Source organism: Streptomyces sp. CC224B, from assembly GCF_030010595.1.
GTDB lineage: Bacteria > Actinomycetota > Actinomycetes > Streptomycetales > Streptomycetaceae > Streptomyces > Streptomyces longispororuber.
Genome location: NZ_JASCXL010000136.1, coordinates 1 through 24,548, shown reverse-complemented (window position 1 = coordinate 24,548; position 24,548 = coordinate 1). Strand labels below are relative to the sequence as shown.

Here is a 24,548-nt window from a genome sequence, read left to right as displayed (position 1 = left end):
CCAGCATGGTGGCGAGGCCGGGGGCGAGCATGCCCGCGCCCTTGGCCATGCCGCCGACGGTCCAGCCGTCGCCCTCGGCCACGGCCGTCTTGTGCACGCTGTCGGTGGTCTTGATGGCGATGGCGGCCTTCTCGCCGCCGTGCGGGGACAGCGCGGCCGCGGCGGTCTCGACGCCCGGCAGCAGGTGGTCCATGGGGAGTGTGACGCCGATGAGGCCGGTGGAGGCCACGGCGACCTCGGCCGCGTTCACCCCGAGGACGTCGGCGGCCTTCTCGGCGGTGGCGTGCGTGTCCTGGAAGCCCTGGGGGCCGGTGCAGGCGTTGGCGCCGCCGGAGTTGAGGACGACGGCCGCCACCTGCCCGCCCTTGAGGACCTGCTCGGACCACAGGACGGGGGCCGCCTTCACGCGGTTGGAGGTGAAGACCCCGGCGGCGGCGGTGCGGGGGCCGTCGTTGACCACGAGGGCCAGGTCCGGGTTGCCGTTCTTGATCCCGGCGGCGACCCCCGCCGCCCGGAACCCCTTGGCTGCCGTGACGCTCACTGCATCTCCTTGTTCGTGGTGGTGGCTGGCGGGCGGGCGCTCACGGCGCGACGCCGATCGTGGAGAGCCCCAGCTCCTCCGGCAGCCCCAGGGCGATGTTCATGCTCTGCACCGCGCCGCCCGCGGTGCCCTTGGCGAGGTTGTCGATGGCGCAGATCACGATCACGCGGTCGGCGGCCGGGTCGTGGGTGACCTGCACGTGCACGGCGTTGGAGCCGTACACCGAGGCCGTGGCGGGCCACTGCCCCTCGGGCAGCAGCCGGACGAACGGCTCGTCGGCGAAGGCCTTCTCGTAGGCGGCGCGGACACTTTCCGCGGTGGTGCCGGGCCGGGCCTTCGCGCTGCACGTGGCGAGGATGCCGCGCGGCATCGGGGCGAGGGTGGGCGTGAAGGAGACGGTGACGCGCCGGCCGGCCGCCGCGCTGAGGTTCTGGATCATCTCGGGGGTGTGCCGGTGGCCGCCGCCCACGCCGTACGGCGACATGGAGCCCATCACCTCCGAGCCGAGGAGGTGCGGCTTGGGCGCCTTGCCCGCGCCCGAGGTGCCGGACGCCGCGACGATCACCGCCTCGTCCTCGACGAGCCCGGCGGCGTACGCCGGGAACAGCGCGAGCGAGACCGCCGTGGGGTAGCAGCCGGGGACGGCGACGCGCTTGGTCCCGGCGAGGGCGGCGCGGGCGCCCGGCAGCTCGGGCAGGCCGTACGGCCAGGTCCCGGCGTGCGCGCTGCCGTAGAACCGCTCCCAGTCGGCGGCGTCCTTCAGGCGGAAGTCGGCGCCCATGTCCACCACGAGCACGTCCGGGCCGAGCTGCTCGGCGACGGCCGCGGACTGGCCGTGCGGCAGCGCCAGGAAGACGACGTCGTGGCCGGCGAGGGTCTCGGCGGTGGTGGGCTCCAGGACGCGCTCGGCGAGCGGCGTCAGGTGCGGCTGGAGCGCGCCGAGCGGCTGGCCCGCGTTCGAGTTGGCGGTGAGGGTGCCGATCTCGACCTCGGGGTGCGTGAGCAGGACGCGCAGCAGTTCCCCGCCCGCGTATCCGCTCGCCCCCGCCACCGCTGCGCGTACCGTCATGGGTTCCTCCTCATGGATGGCATGAATATACAAGTCGTCGCAGTTTTATGCAATGTGGATCCGGGGCCGCCGGTGCGGGGCGGCGCCGGTGTCCGGTGGCCAAGACACGACCGCCCCGGCCGGCGGTTGCCGACCGGGGCGAGAAGCGGGCTCACCTGCGTCCTAGGGGCGGTGCGTCACGCCAGCGACGCGAGGGCCTCGTTGAACGTGGCGGACGGGCGCATGACGGCCGCGGCCTTGGTGACGTCCGGCTGGTAGTAGCCGCCGATCTCGGCCGGGGAGCCCTGGACCGCGATCAGCTCCTCGACGATCTTCGACTCCTGCTCGGCCAGGGTCGCGGCGAGCGGGCCGAAGGCCTCGGCGAGCTGGGCGTCGTCGGTCTGCTTGGCCAGCTCCTGGGCCCAGTACAGGGCGAGGTAGAAGTGGCTGCCGCGGTTGTCGATGCCGCCCAGACGGCGGCTCGGCGACTTGTCCTCCTCCAGGAAGGTCGCCGTGGCGCGGTCCAGGGTGTCCGCGAGGACCTGGGCGCGGGCGTTGCCGGTGCTCTGCGCCAGGTGCTCGAAGGAGACGGCCAGGGCGAGGAACTCGCCGAGGCTGTCCCAGCGCAGGTAGTTCTCCTTGACGAGCTGCTGGACGTGCTTCGGGGCGGAGCCTCCGGCGCCGGTCTCGAACAGGCCGCCGCCGTTCATCAGCGGGACGACCGAGAGCATCTTGGCGCTGGTGCCCAGCTCCAGGATCGGGAACAGGTCCGTCAGGTAGTCGCGCAGCACGTTGCCCGTGACGGAGATGGTGTTGAGGCCCTCGCGGATGCGCTCCACGGACAGCTTGGTGGCCTCGACCGGGGACAGGATGCGGATGTCCAGGCCCTCGGTGTCGAACTCCGGCAGGTACGCCTTCACCTTGGCGATCAGGTTGGCGTCGTGGGCGCGGGTCTCGTCCAGCCAGAACACCGCGGGGTCGCCGGTGGCGCGGGCGCGGGTGACGGCGAGCTTCACCCAGTCCTTGATCGGGGCGTCCTTGGTCTGGCAGGCGCGGAAGATGTCGCCCTTGGAGACCTGCTGCTCGATGAGGACGGTGCCCTCGGTGTCGACCAGGCGGACGGTGCCGGTGGCGGCGATCTCGAAGGTCTTGTCGTGGGAGCCGTACTCCTCGGCCTTCTGCGCCATCAGGCCGACGTTCGGGACCGAGCCCATGGTGGCCGGGTCGTAGGCGCCCTTGGCCTTGCAGTCGTCGATGACGACCTGGTAGACGCCGGCGTAGGAGGAGTCCGGGATGACCGCGAGGGTGTCGGCCTCCGCGCCGTTCTTGTCCCACATGTGGCCGGACGTACGGATCATGGCCGGCATGGAGGCGTCGACGATGACGTCGGACGGGACGTGCAGGTTGGTGATGCCGCGGTCGGAGTCGACCATCGCCAGGTCCGGGCCCTCGGCGAGCTCGGCCTCGAAGGACGCCTTGATCTCGGCGCCGTTCGGCAGGGCCTCCAGGCCCTTGTAGATGCCGCCGAGGCCGTCGTTCGGGGTGAGGCCGGCGGCCGCGAGGTCGGCGCCGAAGGCCGCGAAGGTCTTCGGGAAGAAGGCGCGTACGACGTGGCCGAAGACGATCGGGTCGGAGACCTTCATCATCGTCGCCTTGAGGTGCACCGAGAACAGCACGCCCTCGGCCTTGGCGCGGGCGACCTGGGCGGTCAGGAACTCGCGCAGCGCGGCGACGCGCATCACGGAGGCGTCGACGACCTCGCCGGCGAGGACCGGGACGGACTCGCGCAGGACGGTCGTGGAACCGTCGTCACCGACCAGCTCGATCGTGAGGGCACCGTCCTTCTCGATCACGACGGACTTCTCCGTCGAGCGGAAGTCGTTCTCGCCCATGGTGGCGACGTTCGTCTTGGACTCGCCCGTCCAGGCGCCCATGCGGTGCGGGTGCGCCTTGGCGTAGTTCTTCACCGAGGCGGGGGCGCGGCGGTCGGAGTTGCCCTCGCGCAGCACCGGGTTGACCGCGGAGCCCTTGACCTTGTCGTAGCGGGCGCGGATGTCGCGCTCCTCGTCGGTCTTCGGGTCGTCCGGGTAGTCCGGCAGCGCGTAGCCCTGCTCCTGCAGCTCGGCGATCGCGGCCTTGAGCTGCGGGATGGACGCCGAGATGTTCGGCAGCTTGATGATGTTGGCCTGCGGCGTCTTGGCCAGCTCGCCGAGCTCGGCCAGCGCGTCGTCGATGCGCTGGCTCGGCTCCAGGCGCTCCGGGAAGCTCGCGATGATCCGGCCCGCCAGGGAGATGTCACGGGTCTCGACACGGACACCGGCCGTCGAGGCGTACGCCTGGATCACGGGCAGGAACGAATGCGTCGCGAGGGCGGGGGCCTCGTCAGTGTGGGTGTAGATGATGGTCGAGTCAGTCACCGGGTGCTCCGCTCCACGTCTGCAACATTGCTCGACATCAAGATATCTCGTGGACGGGGCGGCACCGACAGGGCCCTGGCCGAGTGCGGTACGAAAATCTTCCGCGCCGGTCCGCCCGGGCCCCCCGGGGTGGCTTCGGGCGGGCCTCTCCCGGGGGAAGCCGTCCCCGCGCCACCGGGCGGGGCGGCGGGTGAGGTCCGTGCAGGCCCCCGGACCGGTCCCCGAGCCCCCGGTCCGGAGGCCCCTCGGCGCACGCTTGCGTTGGAGCGCACTCCAACTCCTAGTGTCTCGATCGAGATCACCGCACCGCGGCGCTCCCCGCGGAGCACCGCGCCCTTCAGGAGGTACGACATGACCGGCCTGCCCACCCGCGCCCTCGGCGCGCTGACGGTCTCGGCGCAGGGCCTCGGCTGCATGGGGATGAGCCACGCCTACGGCTCCTCGGACGACGCCCAGTCCATCGCCACGATCCACCGCGCCCTGGACCTCGGCGTCACGCTGTTCGACACCGCCGACTTCTACGGTGGGGGCCACAACGAGGAGCTGCTCGGCCGCGCCCTGTCCGGGGCCCGCCGCGCACGGGCCGTCATCGCCACGAAGTTCGGCTTCGCCAACCGGCTCGGCGAGCCGCCGCTGATCCGCGGCGACGCCGCGTACGTGCGCCAGGCCTGCGACGCCTCGCTCCGGCGGCTCGGCGTCGACCACATCGACCTGTACTACCAGCACCGCGTCGACCCGGACGTGCCGATCGAGGAGACCGTCGGCGCGATGGCCGAACTCGTCGCGGCGGGCAAGGTGCGCCACCTCGGCCTGTCCGAGGCGAGCCCCCGTACGATCCGGCGCGCGCACGCCGTGCACCCGATCGCGGCGCTGCAGAGCGAGTGGTCGCTGTGGACCCGCGACCTGGAGGCGGAGACGGCCCCGGTCTGCCGGGAGCTGGGCATCGGGATCGTGCCGTTCTCGCCGCTCGGCCGCGGCTTCCTCACCGGCCGCCTCACGTCCGTCGACGCGCTGGAGGAGAACGACATGCGGCGCACCCAGCCCCGCTTCGCCGACGGCAACCTGGAGCGCAACCTCGCCCTGGTCGAGGCCGTGAAGTCGCTGGCCGCCGCGAAGGGTGTCACGGCGGGCCAGCTCGCCCTGGCCTGGGTGCAGCACCGCGGCGAGGACGTGGTGCCGATCCCGGGCACGCGCCGCGAGGCGTACCTGGTGGAGAACCTCGCCGCCGTCGAGGTCGAGCTGTCCGCCGAGGACCTCGCCGCGATCGACGCGGCGGCGCCCGCGGACGGCTTCGCCGGGCCGCGCTACGACGACACGAGCATGTCCGTCGTCGACCGCTAGGCGCGCGCCGGGCAGCCGCGCGGGCCGCGTACGCTGCGCCCATGTCCCTTCCCGGCGAGCGGGGTACGCCCTTGTCCACCCGGCGGCCCGCGCACCCGGCCCCGGCCGGGCCCGCGCACCCCGGGGCGGAGCGGCCCGCGCACCCCGTGCCGGACGCGCTCGCGTACCTCGCCGGGAGCTGGCGGGTGAAGCGGACCGTACGGGACTTCGCCGCGGGCGCGCAGGACGGGCCGGTGGAGGGGCGCTTCCGCGGCACGACGCGGTTCACGCCGGCGGACGGCGGGGGGCTGCTGCACCGGGAGTCCGGCTCCTTCACCTGGCGGGGCGTGACGCGCCCGGCGGAGCGCACACTCCTCTTCCTGCCGGGCGAGCCCGCGGGCACCGCCGTCGTCCGCTTCGCCGACGGCCGCTTCTTCCACGGCCTCGACCTGCGCTCCGGGCGCCACAGCGCCGACCACCCGTGCGCGGCGGACCGCTACCGGGGCGACTTCGTGGTGGACGGCGAGGACGCCTGGCGCACGCGCTGGCGGGTCCGGGGCCCGGCCAAGGACCTGCTCCTGACGACGGCCTACGTCCGCGCGGACTGACCGCGCCCGACCGCGCCCCGCCGGCCGGAGCGGCGCCGCGCGGTCACTGCTCGCCGTACACCATCCACTGCGCGGGGTCGTCCAGGGCGGTGAAGCCGAGCTTCGCGTACACGCCGTGGGCGTCCCCGGTCGCGAGCAGGACGCGGCGCAGGCCGTACGGCGCGAGGCGGTCGCGCACGCCCGCGAGGAACGCGGTGCCGAGCCCCTTGCCGCGCACGGAGCGGTCCACGTACACGTCGCAGAGCCAGGCGAAGGTGGCCCGGTCGGTGACCACCCGGGCGTACGCGACCTGGGCGCCCGAAGCCGTCTCGTACAGGCCGAAGTTGAGCGACCCGGCGATCGCGGCGTCCTGCTTCTCGCGGGAGCGGCCGCGCGCCCAGTAGGCGTCCGTGGAGAGCCAGTGGTGCACGCGGGCGGCGTCGAGGCGGCCGGGGTCGGCGGACAGCTCGTACCCGTCCGGGAGCCGGTACGCCTCGGGGTGTTCGTACGCGGGTGTCGTTCCGGTCATCCCCACACCTCATCACAGGCCGCGCGCAGCCTCCGTACCCCCTCCGCGATCTCCCCGGTGCCGGAGAGGGCGGCGAAGCTCACCCGCAGGTGCCCGGCCGGGGGCTCCGCCGCGAAGTACGGGCGCCCCGGGGCCACCGCGACCCCGGCCCGCAGCGCGGCGGCCGCCAGGGCGGTCTCGTCGGTGCCGTCGGGCAGGCGCAGCCACAGGTGGTAGCCGCCCGCCGGGACGTGCGGCAGCGCGAGCTCGGGCAGCCGCAGCCGCAGCGCGGCCGCCAGCGCCTCCCTGCGCTCCCGCAACTCCGCGGCGACGGCGCGCAGATGACGCGGCCAGGCCGGGGCGCCGACGAGTTCCAGCGCCGCCTCCTGGAGCGGCCGGGGCACGAAGAAGTGGTCGACGACCTGGATGGTGCGCAGCCGCTCCAGGACGGGGCCGCGCGCGGCCAGCGCGCTCACCCGGAAGCTCGGCGACGTGGCCTTGGTGAGCGAGCAGACGTGCACGACGACGCCGTCGCGGTCGTCGGACGCGAGGGGCCGCGGCAGCGGTCCCGCCCCCTCGTGCACGAGCCGGCGCACGAAGTCGTCCTCGACGACGAACGCCCCGGCCTCGCGGGCGATGCGCAGCACCTCGGGGCGGCGCTCGGCGGAGAGCACGGCGCCGGTGGGGTTCTGGAACAGCGGCTGGCAGACGAACACGCGGGCGCCGGTGGCGGCGAACGCGGCGGCGAGCAGCTCCGGGCGCACCCCGTCGGTGTCCACCGGAACCGGCACCGGCCGCAGCCCCGCGGCCCGCGCGATGGCGAGCAGGCCGGGGTACGTGGGCGACTCGATGAGCACCGGCGCGCCGGGCGGGGCGAGCGCCCGCAGCGTGGTCGTCAGGGCGCTCTGGCCGCCCGCGGTGACCAGGACCTCGGCGGCGGTGATGGCGCCGCCGATGCCGCGCGCGAACCACTCGCGCAGCTCGGGCAGGCCGTCGACCGGAGGGCGCTCCCAGGCGCCGGGGCGCCGTCCGGCCCGGGCGAGCGCGGCGGACAGGGCGCGCTCAGGCTGGAGCGAGGGGTGCAGATAGCCGCCGTTGAACTCGATGACGCCGGGGCCGGGCGCGGCCAGCGTGGCGAGCACCCCGGAGGCGTCCACCGAGCGCGGCACCACGTCCGCGGCGGCGTCCGCGCTCAGGGACACCTCCTGCCACGAGGTGTCGCCCACCGCCCCGGTGGTGGCGGCGCCCGGCGCCTCGGCCCGGAACGCCCCGGCGCCGGGCCGGGTGACGACCAGACCCTCCGCGGCGAGCTGCGCCAGCGCCCGGGACACGGTCACCGGGCTGACCCGGAACCGCTCGACCAGGGCACGGCTGGACGGCAGCTTTCCTCCTGGTGAGTAGCGGTCCAGCTCGCCGCGGAGCTGGCGTACCAACTCACCTACACTGCTACGCTCTTGCATGAGAGCACAGAGTAGCGCTACCGAGCGACAGCGGATAGCGGTCCCGCCCCGGGCCGCGTCCCGCACCCCGTCCCGGACCCAGGGCCGCACCCCGGCCCGCGCGCGGTCCGGCACCGAGGCCGCGGCCCGGCCCGCGGCCTCGGCCACCGCGACGACCCCGGGCACCGCGGCACCGTCCCCGGCCGCCCCGGTGGCCCCGGCCCCGTCCGACTCCCACCGCGCCGGTGCCCTGCAGGCCGCCCTCGGTGTCGTCGCCTTCTCGCTCACCTTCCCCTCCACGGCCTGGGGCCTTGAGGGCATGGGCCCCTGGACGTTCGTCGCCCTGCGCTGCGTGCTCAGCGCCCTCGTCGCGGGCGGCTGCCTGCTCGCGCTGCGCGTGCCGCTGCCCCGGCGCGCCGACTGGGGCGGTCTCGTGGTGGTCGCGGCCGGGGTGGTGGTGGGCTTCCCGCTGCTGACCTCCCTCGCCCTGCAGACGTCCAGCACCGCGCACGCCGCGGTCGTGGTCGGGCTGCTGCCGCTGACGACCGCGGTGTTCTCCGCCCTGCGCACCGGTGTCCGGCCCTCGCGCACCTTCTGGGCGGCCGCGCTCGCGGGCGCCGCCGCGGTCATCGCGTTCACGGTGGCGCAGAGCGGCGGGGCGCTGTCGACCGCGGACCTGTACCTGTTCGCCGCGCTGCTCGTGTGCGCCGCGGGGTACACCGAGGGCGGCCGCCTGGCCCGGCACATGCCCGGCTGGCAGGTGATCGGCTGGGCGCTCGTCCTGTGCCTGCCGCTCGCCGTGGCGGGGGCGGCGCTCGCCCTGCCGCACGAGCCGTTCCACCTCACCGGGCACAGCACGGCGGGCCTGCTGTACGCGGCGGTCGGCTCGCAGTTCCTCGGCCTGGTCGTCTGGTACCGGGGCATGGCCGCCATCGGCGTCCCCAAGGCCAGCCAGCTCCAGCTCGCGCAGCCGCTCCTCACCCTGGTGTGGTCGGTCTTCCTGCTGGGCGAGAACCTGACGCCCGCGGCCCCGCTCACCGCCGTGGCCGTCCTGGTGTGCATCGCGGTCACCCAACGCGCGCGGAGCTAGCGGGGGGGGCGCGCGTCGCGGCCCGACCCGGCCCGTCCCGGTCACCCGACGCGCGCGGGGAGCCAACCGGGGCCACCGGTCGTACACTGACGGCCACGCACCGCCACCATCCGTGACGCGGACGAGGAGGTCACTCCCCATGCAAGCATCCGTGGGCGACCGGCTGCTGATCCACGGCAGGATCGTCGGACAGCACGACCGGACTGCGGAAGTCATCGAGGTCCTCGGCGCGAACGGCGGCCCGCCGTACCGCGTGCGCTTCGAGGACGGCCACGAGACGGTGATGTCACCGGGCCCGGACACGGTCGTACGGCCCTTCTCCGACGCGGACTGAGCCGACGCGGACTGAACCGGCGCGGACGTCCCCGCCCGGGACCGGCGCCCCGACCGGGGGCCGGTCCCGGGTCGGCCGGGGCCGCCGGTAGCCGGTCCCGGCACGTCAGGACGGGCAGGCGCGCCGCGCCCAGGCCGGGCGGGGCGCCGGAAGCCCGTGCCTGGTCGCGCCGGAGCCCGTGCCCGGTTCAGCCGGCGCGCGGCGTGTAGTGGTCGTCGACGACGCGCCGCATCGCGCCGATCCGGTCCGCGACCACGTGCTTCGCCGAGTAGAAGATGTGCCCGCGCACCTGCGGGAAGTCCTTGGCGTACGTCAGGTGCCGGGACAGCTCGGCCGGGTCCTGCCACGGCGCGGGCTGCGCCGGGTCGCCCGCCTTGTACAGGGCCTCCCCCACGTACAGCCGTACGCCCGTGCCCCGGGCCACCTCGTCCCACCAGGGGACCAGCTTGGCGTAGTCCGCCGCGGGCAGCCCGATGTGCCAGTAGAGCTGGGGGGCGATGTAGTCGATCCAGCGCTTCCTCACCCAGCCGCGGGTGTCCGCGTACAGGTCGTCGTAGGTCTGCACGCCGGCCCGCGTGTCCGAGCCCGCCGGGTCGGTGGACGCGTTGCGCCACACGCCGAAGGGGCTGATGCCGAACCGGGTGCCGGGCCGTGTCTTCTTCACGCGGACGCCCATCTCGCGCACCAGGCGGTCGATGTTGTCCCGCCGCCAGGCCGCCCGGTCCGGGAAGCCGCCGCCGTACCGGGCGAAGGCCTCGTCGTCGTCGAAGGCCTGTCCCGCGACCGGGTACGGGTAGAAGTAGTCGTCCCAGTGCACCGCGTCGAGGCGGTAGCGCCGCACGGCGTCGAGCATCGCGTCCTGCACGAACCGCCGGACCTCGGGCAGGCCCGGGTTGTAGAAGAGCTTGCCGCCGTAGGGCACCACCCACTCGGGGTGCACGCGCGCGGGGTGGTCCGGCACCAGGCGTTGCGGGTCGGCGTGCATGGCGACGCGGAACGGGTTGCACCAGGCGTGCAGCTCCAGGCCCCGGCGGTGCGCCTCGCGCACGGCCGTGCCCAGCGGGTCCCAGCCCGGGTGCCTGCCCTGCGTGCCCGTGAGGTACTCCGACCACGGCTCGTACCGCGACGGCCAGAACGCGTCGGCCGTCGGACGCACCTGGAGGACGACCGCGTTCAGGCGGCGGCGCACCGCCTCGTCCAGGTACGCGACGAGCTCCGCGCGCTGCTGCTCCGGGGGCAGGCCGGGCTTGGAGGGCCAGTCGATGTTGACCACCGTGGCCACCCACATGCCCCGCATCTCGTGCCCCGGGCGTCTGGAGCGCTCCCGTGCCGCCGCGTCCCCGGCTGTCGCCAGCCCCGCGGCCACCGTGGCCGCCGCCACGGTGAAGGCCCGACGTGACATATGCCTCATGGTCCCGACCCCTGTTCCTGGAAATCCCCGGACAAGCCCTGGCCGTTCGGGGACAGCATGCCCGACCCGCACCCCCGCGCACCGCGACGCGCGGAGTAACGTTCACCGGCGAGGCAGGGACCGGCACCGTACGGGGGGACCTGCCGCCCCTGTAGATGAGCGAAAGGCACGAGGTGACCGACTCTATGGCCGACATTGCGCGCGTCGGAGTGGTGGGCTGTGGCCAGATGGGCGCCGGGATCGCGGAGGTCTGCGCCCGTTCCGGCCTGGACGTGAAGGTCGCGGAGACCACCGGGGAGGCCCTGGAGATCGGTCGTACGCGGCTGTACAACTCCCTGTCCAAGGCCGCCGAGCGCGGCAAGATCTCCGAGGCGGAGCGGGACGCGACGATCGCGCAGCTCAGCTTCACCACGGACCTCGGCGAGTTCGCCGACCGCGACCTTGTCATCGAGGCCGTCGTGGAGAACGAGCAGGTCAAGACCGAGATCTTCCAGGTGCTCGACCAGGTGGTGACGCGGCAGGACGCGATCCTCGCCTCCAACACCTCCTCCATCCCGCTGGTGAAGCTGGCCGTGGCCACGTCGCGGCCCGACCAGGTCATCGGCATCCACTTCTTCAACCCGGCCCCCGTGCAGCAGCTCGTCGAGCTGATCCCGGCGCTGACCACGTCGGAGGGGACCCTCAGCCGGGCGCAGCTCTTCACCGAGAAGGTGCTCGGCAAGCACGCCATCCGCGCCCAGGACCGTTCCGGGTTCGTGGTGAACGCGCTGCTCATCCCGTATCTGCTGTCCGCGATCCGGATGTTCGAGTCGGGTATCGCGAGCCGTGAGGACATCGACAACGGCATGGAGATGGGCTGCGCCCACCCGATGGGCCCGCTCAAGCTGTCCGACCTGATCGGCCTGGACACCGTGGCCTCGGTCGCCGACTCGATGTACGCCGAGTACAAGGAGCCGCTCTACGCCGCTCCCCCGCTGCTCCAGCGCATGGTCGACGCGGGCCGCCTGGGCCGCAAGACGGGCTCGGGCTTCTACAGCTACGCCTGAACCCCGGCGCGGCGCGGCAGCCACGGCTGAACCCGGCGCGGCAGCGCGCGGTGACCGTCCCGCCTCGGCCAGGTACGGACCGGATGCCCGCGTTCCGGGACTATGGCTACGCTCCGTGATTGAACAAGGGTCAAAAACCGGCCAGTCCACGGGCCCGGCACTCCCCGAGTGCCGGGCCCGCGCCGTTCGCACACCGTGTGCGCGCCGGGCTCGCATATGCCCTTCGCACACTCTCCCGCCGCGACCACCAGGCGAGTTGACTTTCGAACTACGCACAGGGGGGAAGCGATCACTACTGAGAGGAGCGGACTCGTGACCACCGACCCCGAGCGTGCCGTGGTCCCGGAAGAACTCGCAGAGTTACGTCGAAGCCTGGACGTGGGCCTGGCCCGCGTCGACGGACAGCTCGCGTTGCTCACCGCACGTGACGCACAGCACACGAAGGACCAGGACGACCTCGCCGTCCGGATCACGGCCCTGGAACACACCCGATGGCCACTGCCCGCCCTGGCCGCGCTCACCGCGGTCGGCGCGCTCGCCGTGGCGGTCTGGCAGGCCCTCGGCCACTAGCTCCGGGGCCGCGTCCGGGCGGTCAGCGCGCGTCTTCACCGAGGCGCATATGGTGCAGCAGGAGGAGGGCTGCCGCCATGTTGGCGGCCGGGACCTCACCGCGCGCCACCATGTCGGGGACGAGCTTGAGCGGGACCCACTCACGGCGGTCCGACTCGAAGTCGTCCTCGGGGTGGCCGATGTAGGTCCCCTCGTCCGACCAGTAGATGTGGTGCCGGGCGTCCGTGAGCCCGTTGGACGGCTCGACACTCATCAGGTGCCGCAGGGGTCCCGGCCGCCAGCCGGTCTCCTCCTCCATCTCGCGCGCCGCCGCGTCGGCGATGTCCTCGCCGTCCTCCACCACCCCGGCCGCGAGCTCCCAGCCCCAGCTGTCCGTGATGAAGCGGTGCCGCCACAGGAGCAGGACCTCGTTGGCCTCGTTGACGACCGTGGCGATGGCCACCGGACGGAGCCGTATGAGGAAGTGGTCGAGGTGTCGGCCGTTCGGCAGCTCGACATCCGCCAGGTTGACGGTGAACCACCGGTTTCCATACACAGTTTGTTCGCTCTGTTTCGTCCACTGCACGGTTCTGCCACCTTCCGCCGAGTAGATGGCAATATCGCAGCAGGGAAGAGCGCGGGCACACGGCGCACGGCGGAGCGAGGGCGGCACGTGTCAGGGCTCGTTCCGCTCCCGCACCGCTGAGGTCACCACCCGGCGGGGGCGGCGCGCTTCACCGCGCCGGGCCGCTCACAGCGGGATGCGCAGGGCCCCGTCGATGAGTTCGGCGGCCTCGGCCGTGGCCGCGCAGTCGCTGCGGACGAGGTGCTCGCGCACGGCCCGCAGCCGGTCGCGCAGCCGCTGGGACTCCATCCCGCGCGCCTGTTCGGCCATCTCCACCGCCGTGGCCACCGCCTCGTCGGTGTTGCCCTGGCGCAGCTCGATCTGGCTGAGCATGGCGAGCCGGTGCACGCGGCCCCGGTCGTGCGCCGGGGTGTCCACCGCCGCCGCGGCGTGCTCGTGCGCGCCCGCGAGATCACCGAGGCTGAGCAGCGCCTCCGCCACCTGTACGTTCACCAGGCCCGGCTGGACATAGCCCGTCTCGTCCGGCTCCCGGCCGCGCCGGATGCGGTCGGCGGCGGCCTCGGCCCGCCGGATGCACGACAGCGCGCTGCTGCCGTCGCCCAGGTGCGCGTACGCCTTGGCCTGCATCGCGTACAGGTCGGAGGCGAGCGCGGGCGTGATGTCGCGGCCCGCGGCGCGCAGCGCGGCCTCCGCGAAGGCGACCGCCTGGCGGTACTCCCGCATGAAGAGCGACTGGTTGACGAGCAGCGCGATCACATACGCGCCGAGCCCCCGGTCCCCGCTGGCCTTGGCCAGGCGCAGCGCCTGGTGGAAGTAGCGCTGGGCGAGGCCGTGCGCGTCCGAGTCGTAGGCGCAGATTCCGGCGATCGCCACCAACCCGCCGGTCGCGCGGTGCAGTTGGCGCCCCATCGCGTCGGTGTAGCTGCCGCGCAGCAGCGGCGCCGCCTCCGCGTTGAGGAAGCCGACGATCCGGGTGCGGGTCGCGACGCCACCGGTCTTGCGGTACATCCGCTCGTAGTGCGTACGGGCCGCGCGCAGCGTCTCCAGGTCCGCCAGGCTCACCGGGTGGCGGCCGCCGCGCGACACGTCCGTGTCCTCCGGCGGGTTCTCCCACTCCCACACCGGCATCACGGCGGGCGTCCCGGTCACCGCGGGCGCGCCGAGCAGGTGCGGGCGCTGCTGCTCGTCCGACCGCCACAGCGCGGTCGCCCGCTCGACGAACCCGGAGAGGGTGGAGGCCATGGTGCCGCCGCGGACGACCGGGTTGCCGGGCACGCCGAGGCCGATGTCGTCGAGCGTCACCGGGCGCCGCAGGCGTGCCGCGAGCACCTCGCAGATCAGGTCGGGCACCTGGCCGCGCGGACGCTGGCCCTTCAACCAGCGGGCCACGGCGGTGTGTTCGTATCTCAGGGCCAGACCGCGGGCCTTGCCCGCCTGGTTGACGTGGGCGGCCAGGCCCGCGTGGGAGATGCCGGCTTCGTCGAGGATCGCGTCGAGCAGGGTGTTGGGCTGCATGGATGCCCTCCGGTGGCTCGGTGCGACCCAGCGTAGTGGAGCGCACTTCACACGGGGTGTGAACGGAGTGCTCGCATCCGGGGGGTACGCGCACTGCCGCACGGGGCGCGCGTTCGGTTGACTGAGGGCTCACCAGGAGGCGGCCGGGCCGCCGGCTCCCCCCTCACACAGCGCGGCGGCCCTCTGCGGCGCCGTCCGGACACCGTCGTCTGCCCGAAGTTCCCCGACGGTCCGGACGGCGCGGGCCGCACCACACCGGGCGGTGTTCAGCTCATGGTGCGGGCGCGCCGCCCGGTCTCCGTCTGCCGCGGGACCCGTCCGCGGTCGTTGCGGAGCACGACCAGGGCCGCGTCGTCGGACGGCAGCCGGCCGACGTGCCGCAGGAGCCGGGTGTACACGGTCTGGATCACGCGCTCCGGCGGCACCGCCGGGACGCGCGCGGCCTCGCTGAGCACGCTCTGCAGGGGAAAGAACCGGCCGGATCCGTCGCGGGCGTCCTCCAGGCCGTCGGTGTGCAGCACGAGCGCGTCGCCCGGCAGCAGCCGTCCGCAGCGCTGCGTGGCGAGGTCGGCGGGGAGCGGGAAGGGGCCGAGCGGCGGCAGCGGCTCGCCGCCGGTCAGCGGCCGGGCCAGGCCGCGCAGGTGGTAGGGCCAGGGATGGCCGCAGTTGAGCGCCCAGACGTCGCCGTCCCGGCTGATCTCCACCAGCAGGACGGTGACGAACTCCTCGGCGAGCGGGCCCTCGGGGGCCGCCGCGCCGCCCGCCGGGTGCTCGGCGCGGGAGCGCTCCCGCAGGTGCCGGTCCAGGGCCCGCTCCAGGCGCCGCAGCACCTGCGGCAGCTCGGCCTCGTCGTGGGCGGCCTCGCGGAAGCTGCCGAGCACGGCGGCGACGGTGCCGAGCGCGGCGAGGCCGTGGCCGCGTACGTCGCCCATGACGACGCGCACGCCGTGGTCGGTGGCCGCGACCTCGTACAGGTCGCCGCCGACCAGGGCGCCGCGCGCGGCGGACAGCCGCCCCGCGGCCAGCGCGAAGCCGTCGATGCGCGGTGGCAGCGGCCGGAGCAGGACGTTCTGCGCGGCGCCGGCGACCTCGCGGACCTGCCGCAGCTCCCGTACCAGGGCGTGGCGCACGTGGAACACCAGCCCGGTGCCGACGGCGAAGAAGACGGCGCTGGTGACGATCCGGGCACCGAGCCCGCTCTGCTGCGCGAGCGGACAGGCGAGCTTGTACGTGATGGCGACGGCGCCCCACACCGTGGGCAGGCCGAGCGTGAGGGCGCGGCGCAGCAGCCGCCGCCGGCGCCGCTCGAACGGGGCCGGGGACCGCTCCTGGCGGTGCCGCCGGGTGCGCAGCCGCGGCCGGCGCCGGAACACGGCGCCGCGGCGGAGCGCCCGGGGCTTGCTGAGGATCATGCCGACGGCCCCCCTGAGGCCCGGTTCAGCGTGTGGTGAGGCCTGGTCCGGCGTGTGGGCCGGGTCCGGGGCGAGCCCCTGCGGCCGGATCGATTCTGTCGACCGAACGGCCGGATCGGGACGGATCACCGGGCGTTCTCACCTGAACGAGTGAGCGGCGCCCCGGCCGGGCCCCAGCACGCCGGAGGGGGCGCATCCGGTTGTCCGGATGCGCCCCCTCACCTGCGCCTTCGTGCGCCGGGCGGCTGCCGCGGCGGCGTCCGCTACGCCCCGCGCAGCACCGCGCCGGTCGTCTCGGCCGCGCGGGCCACCGCCGCGTCGCGGGCGGCCGAGGCCTCCTCGACGGTCAGCGTGCGGTCGGGCGCGCGGAACCGCAGCGCGTACGCCAGCGACTTCCTGCCCTCGCCGACCTGGTCGCCGGTGAAGACGTCGAACAGCCGGATGTCCTCCAGGAGGTCGCCCGCGCCGTCGCGCAGGTAGGCCTCGACGACGGCCGCCGGCACGTCCTGGTCGACGACCAGCGCGACGTCCTGGGTGGCCACCGGGAAGGACGAGATGCGCGGCGCGCGCGGCGTGCCCTCGCCGGCCTCCTGGAGCAGGTCCAGGTTCAGCTCCATCGCGCAGGTGCGGGCGGGCAGGCCGAGCGCCTTGACGACGCGCGGGTGCAGCTCGCCGGCGTGGCCGATGGAGACCAGGTCGCCCTGCTCGCCGCCGGGGCCCTGCGCGCTCTCCAGGTACACCGTGAGTTCGGCGCACCGGCCCGGGTGCCACGGGCCGTACTGGCCCTGCTGGACGATGAGTTCGGCGCCGGCCTCACGGGCCAGGAGGCGGGCCGCCTCGACGGCGTCCGCCCAGTCGGCCGGGCGGCCCTTGCCCCACCAGCCGGCGCGCTCACGGGCGCCCGCGAGGACGACCGCGGCGTGCCGCGGCTGCTCGGGCAGGGCGCTGTTGAGCGCGGCGATCTCCTCGTCCGTGGGGCGCCGGTCGACCGGCGGGCGCCCGGCGACGGCCGCCTCCTCGGACGGGTGGAACACCAGGCCCGTCTCGAACAGCGCCAGGTCGTGGCTGCCCCGGCCGTCGTTGCGGCGCAGCGCGGCGAGCAGGCCCGGCAGGAGCGTGGTGCGGAGCGCGGGCTCCTCGTCCGAGAGCGGGTTGACGAGCTTGACCACGCGGCGGTTCGGGTCGTCCGCCTCCAGGCCGAGCTGGTCGAAGACCCGCTCGCTGAGGAAGGGGTAGGTCGGCGCCTCCACGTACCCGGCGCCGGCCAGGGCGCGGCCCGCGCGGCGGTGCAGGCGCTGCCGCTCGGTCAGGCCGCGGCCCGCGGGAGGCTTGGGCAGCGTCGAGGGCAGGTTCTCGTACCCCTCGAGGCGGATGACCTCCTCGGCGAGGTCGTTGACCTCGACGAGGTCGGGGCGCCACGACGGCACGGTGACCGTCAGGACGTCCTGGCCGTAGACGTCGCAGCCGACCTGCTGGAGGCGGCGGACGACGGTCTCGCGGCCGTAGACGACGCCGGCGACCTTGTCCGGGTGGTCGGCGGGCATGGTGATGGTGTGCGGCGCGGACGGCGCGATGACCTCGGTGACGCCCGCCTCGGCGGTGCCGCCCGCGAGCAGCACGAGCAGGTCGACGGTGCGCTGCGCGGCGGCGGACGCGGCCTGCGGGTCGACGCCGCGCTCGAAGCGGCGGGCCGCCTCGGAGGCCAGCTTGTGGCGGCGCGCGGTGCGGGCCACGGACACCGGGTTGAAGTGCGCGGCCTCGATGACGACGTCGGTGGTGGCGTCCTCGTCGGTGGCGTCGTGGTCGGCGATCTCGGTGTTGGCGCCGCCCATGACGCCGGCGAGCCCGATGGGCCCGCGCTCGTCGGTGATCACCAGGTCCTCGGCGTCGAGGACGCGCTCGACACCGTCGAGGGTGGTGATCTTCTCGCCCTGCTCGGCCCGGCGGACACCGATGGTGCCCTGGACGCGGGAGCGGTCGTAGGTGTGCAGCGGCTGGCCGAGCTCCAGCATCACGTAGTTGGCGACGTCGACGGTCAGCGAGATCGGGCGCATGCCCGCCTTCTGCAGGCGGCGCTGGAGCCAGATCGGCGAGCGGGCGTCGGGGCGCAGCCCGGTGACGGTGCGCGCGGCGAAGCGGTCGCAGCCCGTGGGGTCGCTGATGCGGACCGGGTAGCCGAAGGAGTTCGGGGCCGGGACGTCGAGCAGCGCCGGGTCGCGCAGCGGCAGGCCGTAGGCGGTGGCGGTCTCGCGGGCGACGCCGCGCATCGACAGGCAGTAGCCGCGGTCGGGCGTGACGGCGATGTCCAGGACCTCGTCGAACAGCTCCAGCAGCTCGATGGCGTCGGTGCCGGCCTCGTGCTCGGGCGGCAGCACGATGATGCCTCCGGACCCGTCGTCGCCCATGCCCAGCTCGTCGCCGGAGCAGATCATGCCGCGGGACATCCTGCCGTACGTCTTGCGCTCGGCGATGGCGAAGTCGCCGGGGAGCACGGCGCCGGGCAGCGCCACGACGACCTTGTCGCCGACGGCGAAGTTGCGGGCGCCGCAGACGATCTCCTGCGGCTCGCCGGTGCCGTTGGCCGTGCCGACGTCGACGGTGCAGAAGCGGATGGGCTTCTTGAAGCCCTCCAGCTCCTCGATGGTGAGGACCTTGCCGACGGCCAGCGGGCCCTTGAGGCCCTCGCCGAGCCGCTCGACGGTCTCGACCTCCAGGCCCGCCGCGATGAGCTTGGCCTGTACGTCACGGCCGGTCTCGGTGGCCGGCAGGTCGACGTACTCCCGCAGCCAGGAAAGCGGGACCCGCATCAGATCTCCATCCCGAACGGCCGGGTGAACCGGATGTCACCCTCGACCATGTCTCGCATGTCTTCGACGTTGTGGCGGAACATCAGCATCCGTTCGATGCCGAACCCGAAGGCGAATCCGCTGTACTTCTCCGGGTCGACCCCGCAGGCCTGGAGCACCTTGGGGTTGACCATGCCGCAGCCGCCGAGCTCGATCCAGCCCTCGCTGGAGCAGGTGCGGCAGGGGCGGTCGGGGTTGCCCACGGACTCGCCGCGGCACACGTAGCAGACCATGTCCATCTCGGCGGACGGCTCGGTGAACGGGAAGAAGTTCGGCCGCAGCCGGGTCTTCATGCCCTCGCCGCCGAACAGCGCCTGCACCATGTGGTCCAGGGTGCCCTTGAGGTCGGCCATGGTCAGGCCCTCGTCCACGGCGAGCAGCTCGACCTGGTGGAAGACGGGCGTGTGGGTGGCGTCCAGCTCGTCGCTGCGGTACACGCGGCCGGGGCAGATCACGTAGACCGGCGGCTCGCGGTCGATGAGCGAGCGGATCTGCACGGGCGAGGTGTGCGTGCGCAGCACGACGCCGGAGCCGTCGGTGCCCTTGGCGCTCTCGGCGCTCTCGGCGCCTTCGATGAAGAAGGTGTCCTGCTCACCGCGGGCCGGGTGGTCCGGGCCGATGTTCAGGGCGTCGAAGTTGAACCACTCCGCCTCCGCCTCGGGGCCCTCGGCGACCGCGTAGCCCATGGCGACGAAGATGTCCTCGATGCGCTCCGACAGCGTGGTCAGCGGGTGCCTGGCACCGGCCGCGACGCGGTCGTGGGGCAGCGTGACGTCCACGGCCTCCTCGACCAGGACGCGGGCGTCGCGCTCGGCCTCCAGCTCGCTCTGGCGGGCGGCGAGCGCCTTGTTCACGGCGCCGCGGGCCATGCCGACGCGCTTGCCCGCCTCGGCCTTGGCCTGCGGGGGCAGCGCGCCGATCTCGCGGTTGGCGAGCGCGAGCGGCGAGGTGCCGCCGCAGTGCGCGGTCTTCGCCTCCTGGAGCTGGTCGAGGTCGGCGGCGGCCGCGAAGGCGGCGAGCGCCTCGTCCCGCATGCGCTCGATCTCTTCAGGTTTCAGTGCCTCGACCTCGACAGGGTCGTACGACTTGTTCGGTGCCGACATCTCTTCCCGTGCTTCCGGTTGGCTGGCGGATGGTCCCCCGCGGACGGCGCCCGGCTCGGGCGGAGCCGTCCCCGGCTCGGCGCTGAGCCGTCCCGCACAGGGGGACGCAAAGGTGCCAGAGGCCGAGTCTAACGGGGCTGACGTGAACGAATGCGCCCGCGGGCGGCTCGGGCGGCGGGCACCGGCTGCGCGGCCGGTGCTCACTGGAGGTACGCCGGAGCCCCCACGGGCAACGTAAATCGGAACTGGGCGCCGCCGCTCGCCGCGCGGCCGACGGTGATCGTGCCGCCGTGCGCCTCGACGATGCCCTTCACGATGTACAAGCCCAGTCCTGTCCCGCCGCGTTTGCTGCCCCGCCAGAAGCGGGTGAAGACGCGGCTCATCGACTCCTCCGGAATGCCGGACCCCTCGTCACTGACGGTGACCGCGGTGTCGGTCGCGCCCCGGACGCGCAGGGACGGCGAGGGCGCCACGTCGATCGTGACAGTTCCCTCGCCGTGGCGCACCGCGTTTTCCAGGAGGTTGCTCAGCACCTGGTCGATCTTGTCCGGGTCGGCCCACAGGTCGGGCAGCGGGTGCTGGATGCGGACGAGGAAGCGGTCGGCGTCCTGTCCGGCGGCGACGTGGGCCTGGATGTGGCGCCCGACGGCGGCGCCGATGTCGACGGGCTGGCGGCGCAGTTCGAGCCGGCCGGAGTCGATGCGGGAGATGTCGAGGAGCTCGGCGATGAGCCGCGTCACCCGGTTCGCGTCCGCGTCGACGGTCTCCAGCATGAGCCGCTTCTGGTCGTCGGTGAACCGCTCCCACTTGGCGAGCAGCGTCGCGGTGAAGCCCTTCACCGAGGTCAGCGGCGAGCGCAGCTCGTGGGCGACGGTGGCGATGAGCTCGGCGTGGCTGCGCTCCGTGCGCCGCCGGGCCTCGGTGTCGCGCAGCGAGACCACGAGGCGGCGCAGCGGGCCCGTGGGCCGCGACCGCAGGTAGCGGGCCGAGACGAGGACTTCCCTGCCGCCCGGCAGGAGCAGGTTGCGCTCCGGCTGGGCGACGCGGATGGTGAGCCCTCCGTAGGGGTCGGTGAGCTGCCACCAGCGGCGGCCTTCGAGGTCCTCCAGGGGCAGGGCGCGCTCGATGGGGGCGCCGAGCGCGTCGGCGGGCCGCACCGCGGTGATCCGGGCGGCGGCGGCGTTGAAGCAGATGACGCGCCCGCTCTCGTCGGCGACGACCAGGCCGTCCGGCAGGTCGTCCGGGTCGAGGCCGAGCTCGCCCAGGCCGGGGCCGGCCGGGGCCGCGGGCGGGCACAGCACGCCCCGCACTCCCGGTGCCCTGCTCGTGCCGACGCTCATTCCCCTTGTCCCCGCCTCTCGGAGCTGGCAGTGAGCCCCCGAGCCCGACACCCTACTAGCCGTGGGTGACGGAGCGGCACCCTCCGGAGGCGCGCTGCGCCCGGGCGGACGCATAGAGGCATACGGCTGCCGCGGTCGCGAGGTTCAGGCTCTCCGCGCTGCCGTGGATCGGCACGCGCACCACCGCGTCGGCGAGTGCGCGGGTCTCCTCCGGCAGGCCCCAGGCCTCGTTGCCGAAGATCCACGCGGTCTCGGTGCCCATGGTGCCCTTGTCCAGCTCGGCGTCCAGGTCGTCGGCGCCCGCGCCGTCCGCGGCGAGCACCCGGACACCGGCCGCCTTCAGGCCGCGTACGGCCTGTTCCACGGGTACGCCGACGGCCACCGGCAGGTGAAAGTGCGAGCCGACGGAGGCGCGCACGGCCTTGGGGTTGTAGAGGTCCACGGACGCGTCGGTGAGCACCACCGCGTCGGCGCCCGCGGCGTCCGCGCAGCGCAGCACCGTGCCCGCGTTCCCAGGGTCCCTGACGTGCGCGAGCACCGCGACGAGCTTGGGCCGCCCGGCGAGGATCTCCTCGAACGGCACGTCCAGGAACCGGCACACGCCGACGAGGCCCTGCGGGGTGACGGTGGTGGAGATGTCGGCGATCACGCTCTCGTCGGCGAGGTGCACCCGGGCGCCCGCGGTCCGCGCGTCCGCCACGATGTCGGCGTACCGCTCGGCGGCCTCCACGGTCGTGAACAGCTCGACGAGCGTGGCCGCACCGCCGCTGCGGTGTCCGGCCGCCTCCCGCACCGCCTGCGGCCCCTCCGCGAGGAACAGCCGTTCCTTGCCGCGGAAGTTCCGCTTGCCGAGCCGTCGCGCGCCACTGACGCGCGGCGAACGCGGGGAGATCAGTTCCGGACCGTGTGCCATCGAGTCGCTTTCAGGTGTACGTCAGGGGTACGAGGGGGCTGCGGCGTCTCCGCTGCCCGGCGGGGGTGTGCTTCCCGCCGCGGCGTCGCGCAGCGGGGCAGGGCCGAACGCGACTGGACCCCCAGGCCGGATGGCCTGCGGGTCCAGTCACACTCGCTCAGCTCGGTGCGACGTCACGCGGCCTTGGGGGCGTTGACGTCGGACGGCAGCGCCTTCTGGGCGACCTCGACGAGCGCGGCGAACGCGTTGGCGTCGTTCACGGCCAGCTCGGCCAGGATCTTGCGGTCCACCTCGATGTTGGCGGCCTTCAGACCCTGGATGAAGCGGTTGTAGGTGATGCCGTTGGCGCGGGCAGCGGCGTTGATGCGCTGGATCCACAGCTGACGGAAGTCGCCCTTGCGCTTCTTGCGGTCGTTGTAGTTGTAGACGAGGGAGTGGGTGACCTGCTCCTTCGCCTTGCGGTACAGGCGCGACCGCTGGCCGCGGTAGCCGCTGGCCTGCTCGAGGATCGCCCGACGCTTCTTGTGGGCGTTGACTGCCCGCTTGACGCGTGCCACTTGTTAACTCCTTGTAGCGGGGCCGTGGTGGTCGTCACACGGCCCGGTTCGACTGATGTCCCGGTCCTGGCGTCGCGAGGCCCCCGTCACCGGGGGCCGCGACGTCACTTGCCGAGAAGCTTCTTGATCTTCGCGGCGTCGCCCGGGGCCATCTCGGCGTTGCCGGTGAGGCGACGCGTCACGCGGGACGACTTGTGCTCGAGCAGGTGGCGCTTGCCGGCGCGCTCGCGGAGCACCTTGCCGGAGCCGGTGACCTTGAAGCGCTTGCTGGCACCGCTGTGCGTCTTGTTCTTCGGCATAGCGCCGTTCTCTCCTCGTCAGTGGCGCTCCGATGCCCGGTCGTGAAACCGGGCATCCGGAAGCGTCCGATGTATCAGTGGGCAATCCCTGGACGTGCGCCGTGCGTCATGCGTCGTACGTCACGCGTCCGGGGATCAGGCCTCGGCGGAAGCCTCGGCCGGAGCCTCGGCCGGAGCCTCGGCGGACTCGTCGTCGGCGGCGTTCTGCGACTTGCCGGGGTTGGCCTTCGCGTCCGCCTTGCGGGCCGCCTGGGCCTCACGGGCCTCGGCCATCGCCTCGGTCTTCTTCTTGTGCGGACCGAGGACCATGATCATGTTGCGGCCGTCCTGCTTCGGGTTCGACTCGATGAACCCGAGGTCCTGGACGTCCTCGGCGAGGCGCTGCAGCAGCCGGTAGCCGAGCTCCGGCCGGGACTGCTCGCGACCACGGAACATGATCGTGATCTTGACCTTGTCGCCCTGCTTGAGGAACCGGACGACGTGACCCTTCTTGGTGTCGTAGTCGTGCGGGTCGATCTTCGGCCGGAGCTTCATCTCCTTGATGACCGTGTGCGCCTGGTTCTTGCGCGCCTCACGGGCCTTCATGGCCGACTCGTACTTGAACTTCCCGTAGTCCATGAGCTTGCACACGGGCGGACGGGCGTTCGCCGCGACCTCGACCAGGTCCAGGTCGTACTCCTGCGCAAGCTCCAGGGCCTTGGCAAGCGGGACAATCCCGACCTGCTCGCCGCTGGGACCGACAAGTCGCACCTCGGGAACGCGAATCCGGTCGTTGATGCGGGGCTCGGCGCTGATGGATCCTCCTCGGTAGCACCACGCGGCGGTCTGGCGGACAGCCGCGTTACGTCTGTTTGTTCGACCAACACACCGGGAGCACAAAAAATGCCCCGACTGATCACAGCAGGGGCTCCATACGAATACCGGAGCACCTCCGCGGTGACCACGGGGCGCATCGGGCGGACCGTCGCTCGGAGAGCCGGACCGCCTGACCGGTGACCCGCCGCTCGGGGAGCGGCAAGGTGGGAGATCGGAGCCTCCACTTGTGGGCCGGAGCCTGCGCTGGCGCGCCGGTGTCCGGCCGGTCGTCACCCAAGGTTAGCAGGTCCCGGGGGGTGGGGCTAACGGTCCGCGGGCGGCTCTAGGGTGTGGGGCATGAGTGACACCAGCCCCGCCGCACCCTTCCCGGACCCCTCGGCCGCACCGGCCGCGTCCGCCTCCGCCGCCTCCACCCCGGGAAGCCCCGACTTCGACGCCATGACCCGCGACATCGCAGACGTGCCCGCGGTCGAGGTGATCACGACGGTCGCGGTGCACCTGATGAGCGCGGCGGCGGTGAACCTGGGCCTGGCCGAGGAGGGCGAGGCCCACAAGGACCTGGACGAGGCCCGCAAGCTCATCCAGGCCCTGGCCGGTCTGCTCGACGCGAGCGCGACCGAGGTCAGCTCCTTCCACGCGGCTCCGCTGCGGGACGGCCTGAAGTCCCTCCAGCTCGCGTTCCGCGAGGCCTCCGTGGTGCCGGACGAGCCGGGGCAGGGGCCGGGCGAGAAGTACACGGGGCCGGTCTTCGGCTGAGCCACGGCCCCGCGCGGACGCACGTACAAGGTCGCCCCCCCCCCCCACCGGGGCGGGGGGGGGGGCCTCGCGCCCCGCCGGGGAACCACCGGGCCCCCCCCACACGAAAGGCCCG

General features: G+C 73.6%; 23 protein-coding genes. 7 read left to right on the top strand and 16 right to left on the bottom strand.

The genetic code is table 11. The features are described from left to right. The 3 genes from QK440_RS35765 to QK440_RS35755 all read right to left on the bottom strand — a co-directional run. Window positions 1-541 (bottom strand): bifunctional ornithine acetyltransferase/N-acetylglutamate synthase (locus tag QK440_RS35765; protein ID WP_282797426.1); only part of this gene is annotated, 541 nt, incomplete at its 3' end. A 40-nt stretch (window positions 542-581) separates the two neighbouring features. After that, window positions 582-1,610 carry an N-acetyl-gamma-glutamyl-phosphate reductase gene (gene argC, locus QK440_RS35760; RefSeq protein ID WP_282797425.1) on the bottom strand — a complete coding sequence of 343 codons (1,029 nt, stop codon included), beginning with the start codon at window positions 1,608-1,610 and terminating at the stop codon, window positions 582-584. Window positions 1,611-1,786: 176 nt separating this feature from the next. After that, a complete protein-coding gene (locus QK440_RS35755) occupies window positions 1,787-4,006 on the bottom strand; it encodes an NADP-dependent isocitrate dehydrogenase (RefSeq protein ID WP_282797424.1) in 2,220 nt (739 codons plus the stop codon). Window positions 4,007-4,357: 351 nt separating this feature from the next. Here QK440_RS35755 and QK440_RS35750 point away from each other — a divergent pair, with 351 nt between their 5' ends. Then, complete coding sequence (locus QK440_RS35750) at window positions 4,358-5,347, top strand: aldo/keto reductase (RefSeq protein ID WP_282797423.1); 990 nt, start codon at window positions 4,358-4,360, stop codon at window positions 5,345-5,347. Window positions 5,348-5,493: 146 nt separating this feature from the next. Continuing rightward, window positions 5,494-5,934, top strand: coding sequence for a DUF6314 family protein (locus QK440_RS35745; protein ID WP_282797429.1), 441 nt, complete (start codon window positions 5,494-5,496; stop codon window positions 5,932-5,934). Between the two features lie 43 nt (window positions 5,935-5,977). Here the strand turns inward: QK440_RS35745 and QK440_RS35740 are convergent, their stop codons facing one another. Together QK440_RS35740 and QK440_RS35735 are read right to left on the bottom strand one after the other, a co-directional pair. Continuing rightward, window positions 5,978-6,442, bottom strand: a complete 465-nt coding sequence (locus QK440_RS35740) for a GNAT family N-acetyltransferase (protein ID WP_282797422.1) — start codon at window positions 6,440-6,442, stop codon at window positions 5,978-5,980. Beyond that, the gene (locus tag QK440_RS35735; protein ID WP_282797421.1) at window positions 6,439-7,881 is read right to left on the bottom strand and encodes a PLP-dependent aminotransferase family protein; all 1,443 of its coding nucleotides are present in this window, start codon (window positions 7,879-7,881) and stop codon (window positions 6,439-6,441) included. Before QK440_RS35735 ends, QK440_RS35740 begins: the two co-directional genes overlap by 4 nt. Between QK440_RS35735 and QK440_RS35730 the strand changes: the two genes are divergently transcribed. Continuing rightward, window positions 7,880-8,950: a DMT family transporter gene (locus QK440_RS35730; protein ID WP_282797420.1), complete on the top strand. Its 1,071-nt coding sequence runs from the start codon at window positions 7,880-7,882 to the stop codon at window positions 8,948-8,950. The two genes, QK440_RS35735 and QK440_RS35730, sit on opposite strands and share 2 nt — an antisense overlap. A gap of 139 nt (window positions 8,951-9,089) precedes the next feature. Beyond that, entirely contained in the window at window positions 9,090-9,284 is a 195-nt protein-coding gene (locus QK440_RS35725) for a DUF1918 domain-containing protein (RefSeq protein ID WP_282797419.1), read from the top strand. Window positions 9,285-9,471: 187 nt separating this feature from the next. Here the strand turns inward: QK440_RS35725 and QK440_RS35720 are convergent, their stop codons facing one another. Then, a complete protein-coding gene (locus tag QK440_RS35720; protein ID WP_282797418.1) occupies window positions 9,472-10,695 on the bottom strand; it encodes a family 10 glycosylhydrolase in 1,224 nt (407 codons plus the stop codon). Between the two features lie 185 nt (window positions 10,696-10,880). On the opposite strand from QK440_RS35720, the gene QK440_RS35715 reads away from it, so the two are divergent. Beyond that, on the top strand, window positions 10,881-11,741 hold the full coding sequence (locus QK440_RS35715; protein ID WP_282797417.1) for a 3-hydroxybutyryl-CoA dehydrogenase: 861 nt from the start codon (window positions 10,881-10,883) through the stop codon (window positions 11,739-11,741). Between the two features lie 312 nt (window positions 11,742-12,053). Beyond that, window positions 12,054-12,311 carry a hypothetical protein gene (locus QK440_RS35710; RefSeq protein ID WP_190139047.1) on the top strand — a complete coding sequence of 86 codons (258 nt, stop codon included), beginning with the start codon at window positions 12,054-12,056 and terminating at the stop codon, window positions 12,309-12,311. 22 nt (window positions 12,312-12,333) lie between these two features. Here QK440_RS35710 and QK440_RS35705 read toward each other — a convergent pair whose 3' ends face one another. The 10 genes from QK440_RS35705 to infC all read right to left on the bottom strand — a co-directional run bounded on the left by QK440_RS35705 (window position 12,334) and on the right by infC (window position 23,656). Beyond that, window positions 12,334-12,876 (bottom strand): NUDIX hydrolase, encoded by a 543-nt coding sequence (locus QK440_RS35705; RefSeq protein WP_190139046.1) that lies wholly within the window; start codon window positions 12,874-12,876, stop codon window positions 12,334-12,336. A 165-nt stretch (window positions 12,877-13,041) separates the two neighbouring features. Then, complete coding sequence (locus tag QK440_RS35700) at window positions 13,042-14,391, bottom strand: transcriptional regulator (RefSeq protein ID WP_282797416.1); 1,350 nt, start codon at window positions 14,389-14,391, stop codon at window positions 13,042-13,044. 266 nt (window positions 14,392-14,657) lie between these two features. After that, window positions 14,658-15,644 carry a PP2C family protein-serine/threonine phosphatase gene (locus QK440_RS35695; RefSeq protein WP_282797428.1) on the bottom strand — a complete coding sequence of 329 codons (987 nt, stop codon included), beginning with the start codon at window positions 15,642-15,644 and terminating at the stop codon, window positions 14,658-14,660. Window positions 15,645-16,066: 422 nt separating this feature from the next. After that, the gene (gene pheT / locus QK440_RS35690) at window positions 16,067-18,610 is read right to left on the bottom strand and encodes a phenylalanine--tRNA ligase subunit beta (protein WP_282797415.1); all 2,544 of its coding nucleotides are present in this window, start codon (window positions 18,608-18,610) and stop codon (window positions 16,067-16,069) included. After that, window positions 18,610-19,752, bottom strand: coding sequence for a phenylalanine--tRNA ligase subunit alpha (gene pheS / locus QK440_RS35685; RefSeq protein ID WP_282797414.1), 1,143 nt, complete (start codon window positions 19,750-19,752; stop codon window positions 18,610-18,612). The genes pheT and pheS overlap by 1 nt, the downstream gene beginning before the upstream one ends. Window positions 19,753-19,952: 200 nt before the next feature. Next, a complete protein-coding gene (locus tag QK440_RS35680; RefSeq protein WP_282797413.1) occupies window positions 19,953-21,092 on the bottom strand; it encodes an ATP-binding protein in 1,140 nt (379 codons plus the stop codon). A 55-nt stretch (window positions 21,093-21,147) separates the two neighbouring features. Beyond that, entirely contained in the window at window positions 21,148-22,005 is an 858-nt protein-coding gene (locus QK440_RS35675; protein ID WP_282797412.1) for an RNA methyltransferase, read from the bottom strand. A 173-nt stretch (window positions 22,006-22,178) separates the two neighbouring features. Beyond that, entirely contained in the window at window positions 22,179-22,562 is a 384-nt protein-coding gene (gene rplT / locus QK440_RS35670; protein WP_016642495.1) for a 50S ribosomal protein L20, read from the bottom strand. Window positions 22,563-22,666: 104 nt separating this feature from the next. Then, the gene (rpmI, locus tag QK440_RS35665; protein ID WP_016576627.1) at window positions 22,667-22,861 is read right to left on the bottom strand and encodes a 50S ribosomal protein L35; all 195 of its coding nucleotides are present in this window, start codon (window positions 22,859-22,861) and stop codon (window positions 22,667-22,669) included. 135 nt (window positions 22,862-22,996) lie between these two features. Further along, window positions 22,997-23,656 (bottom strand): translation initiation factor IF-3, encoded by a 660-nt coding sequence (gene infC / locus QK440_RS35660; RefSeq protein ID WP_282797427.1) that lies wholly within the window; start codon window positions 23,654-23,656, stop codon window positions 22,997-22,999. Between the two features lie 459 nt (window positions 23,657-24,115). Here infC and QK440_RS35655 point away from each other — a divergent pair, with 459 nt between their 5' ends. Next, window positions 24,116-24,433: a DUF1844 domain-containing protein gene (locus QK440_RS35655; protein ID WP_190139058.1), complete on the top strand. Its 318-nt coding sequence runs from the start codon at window positions 24,116-24,118 to the stop codon at window positions 24,431-24,433. Window positions 24,434-24,548 lie beyond the last annotated feature (115 nt).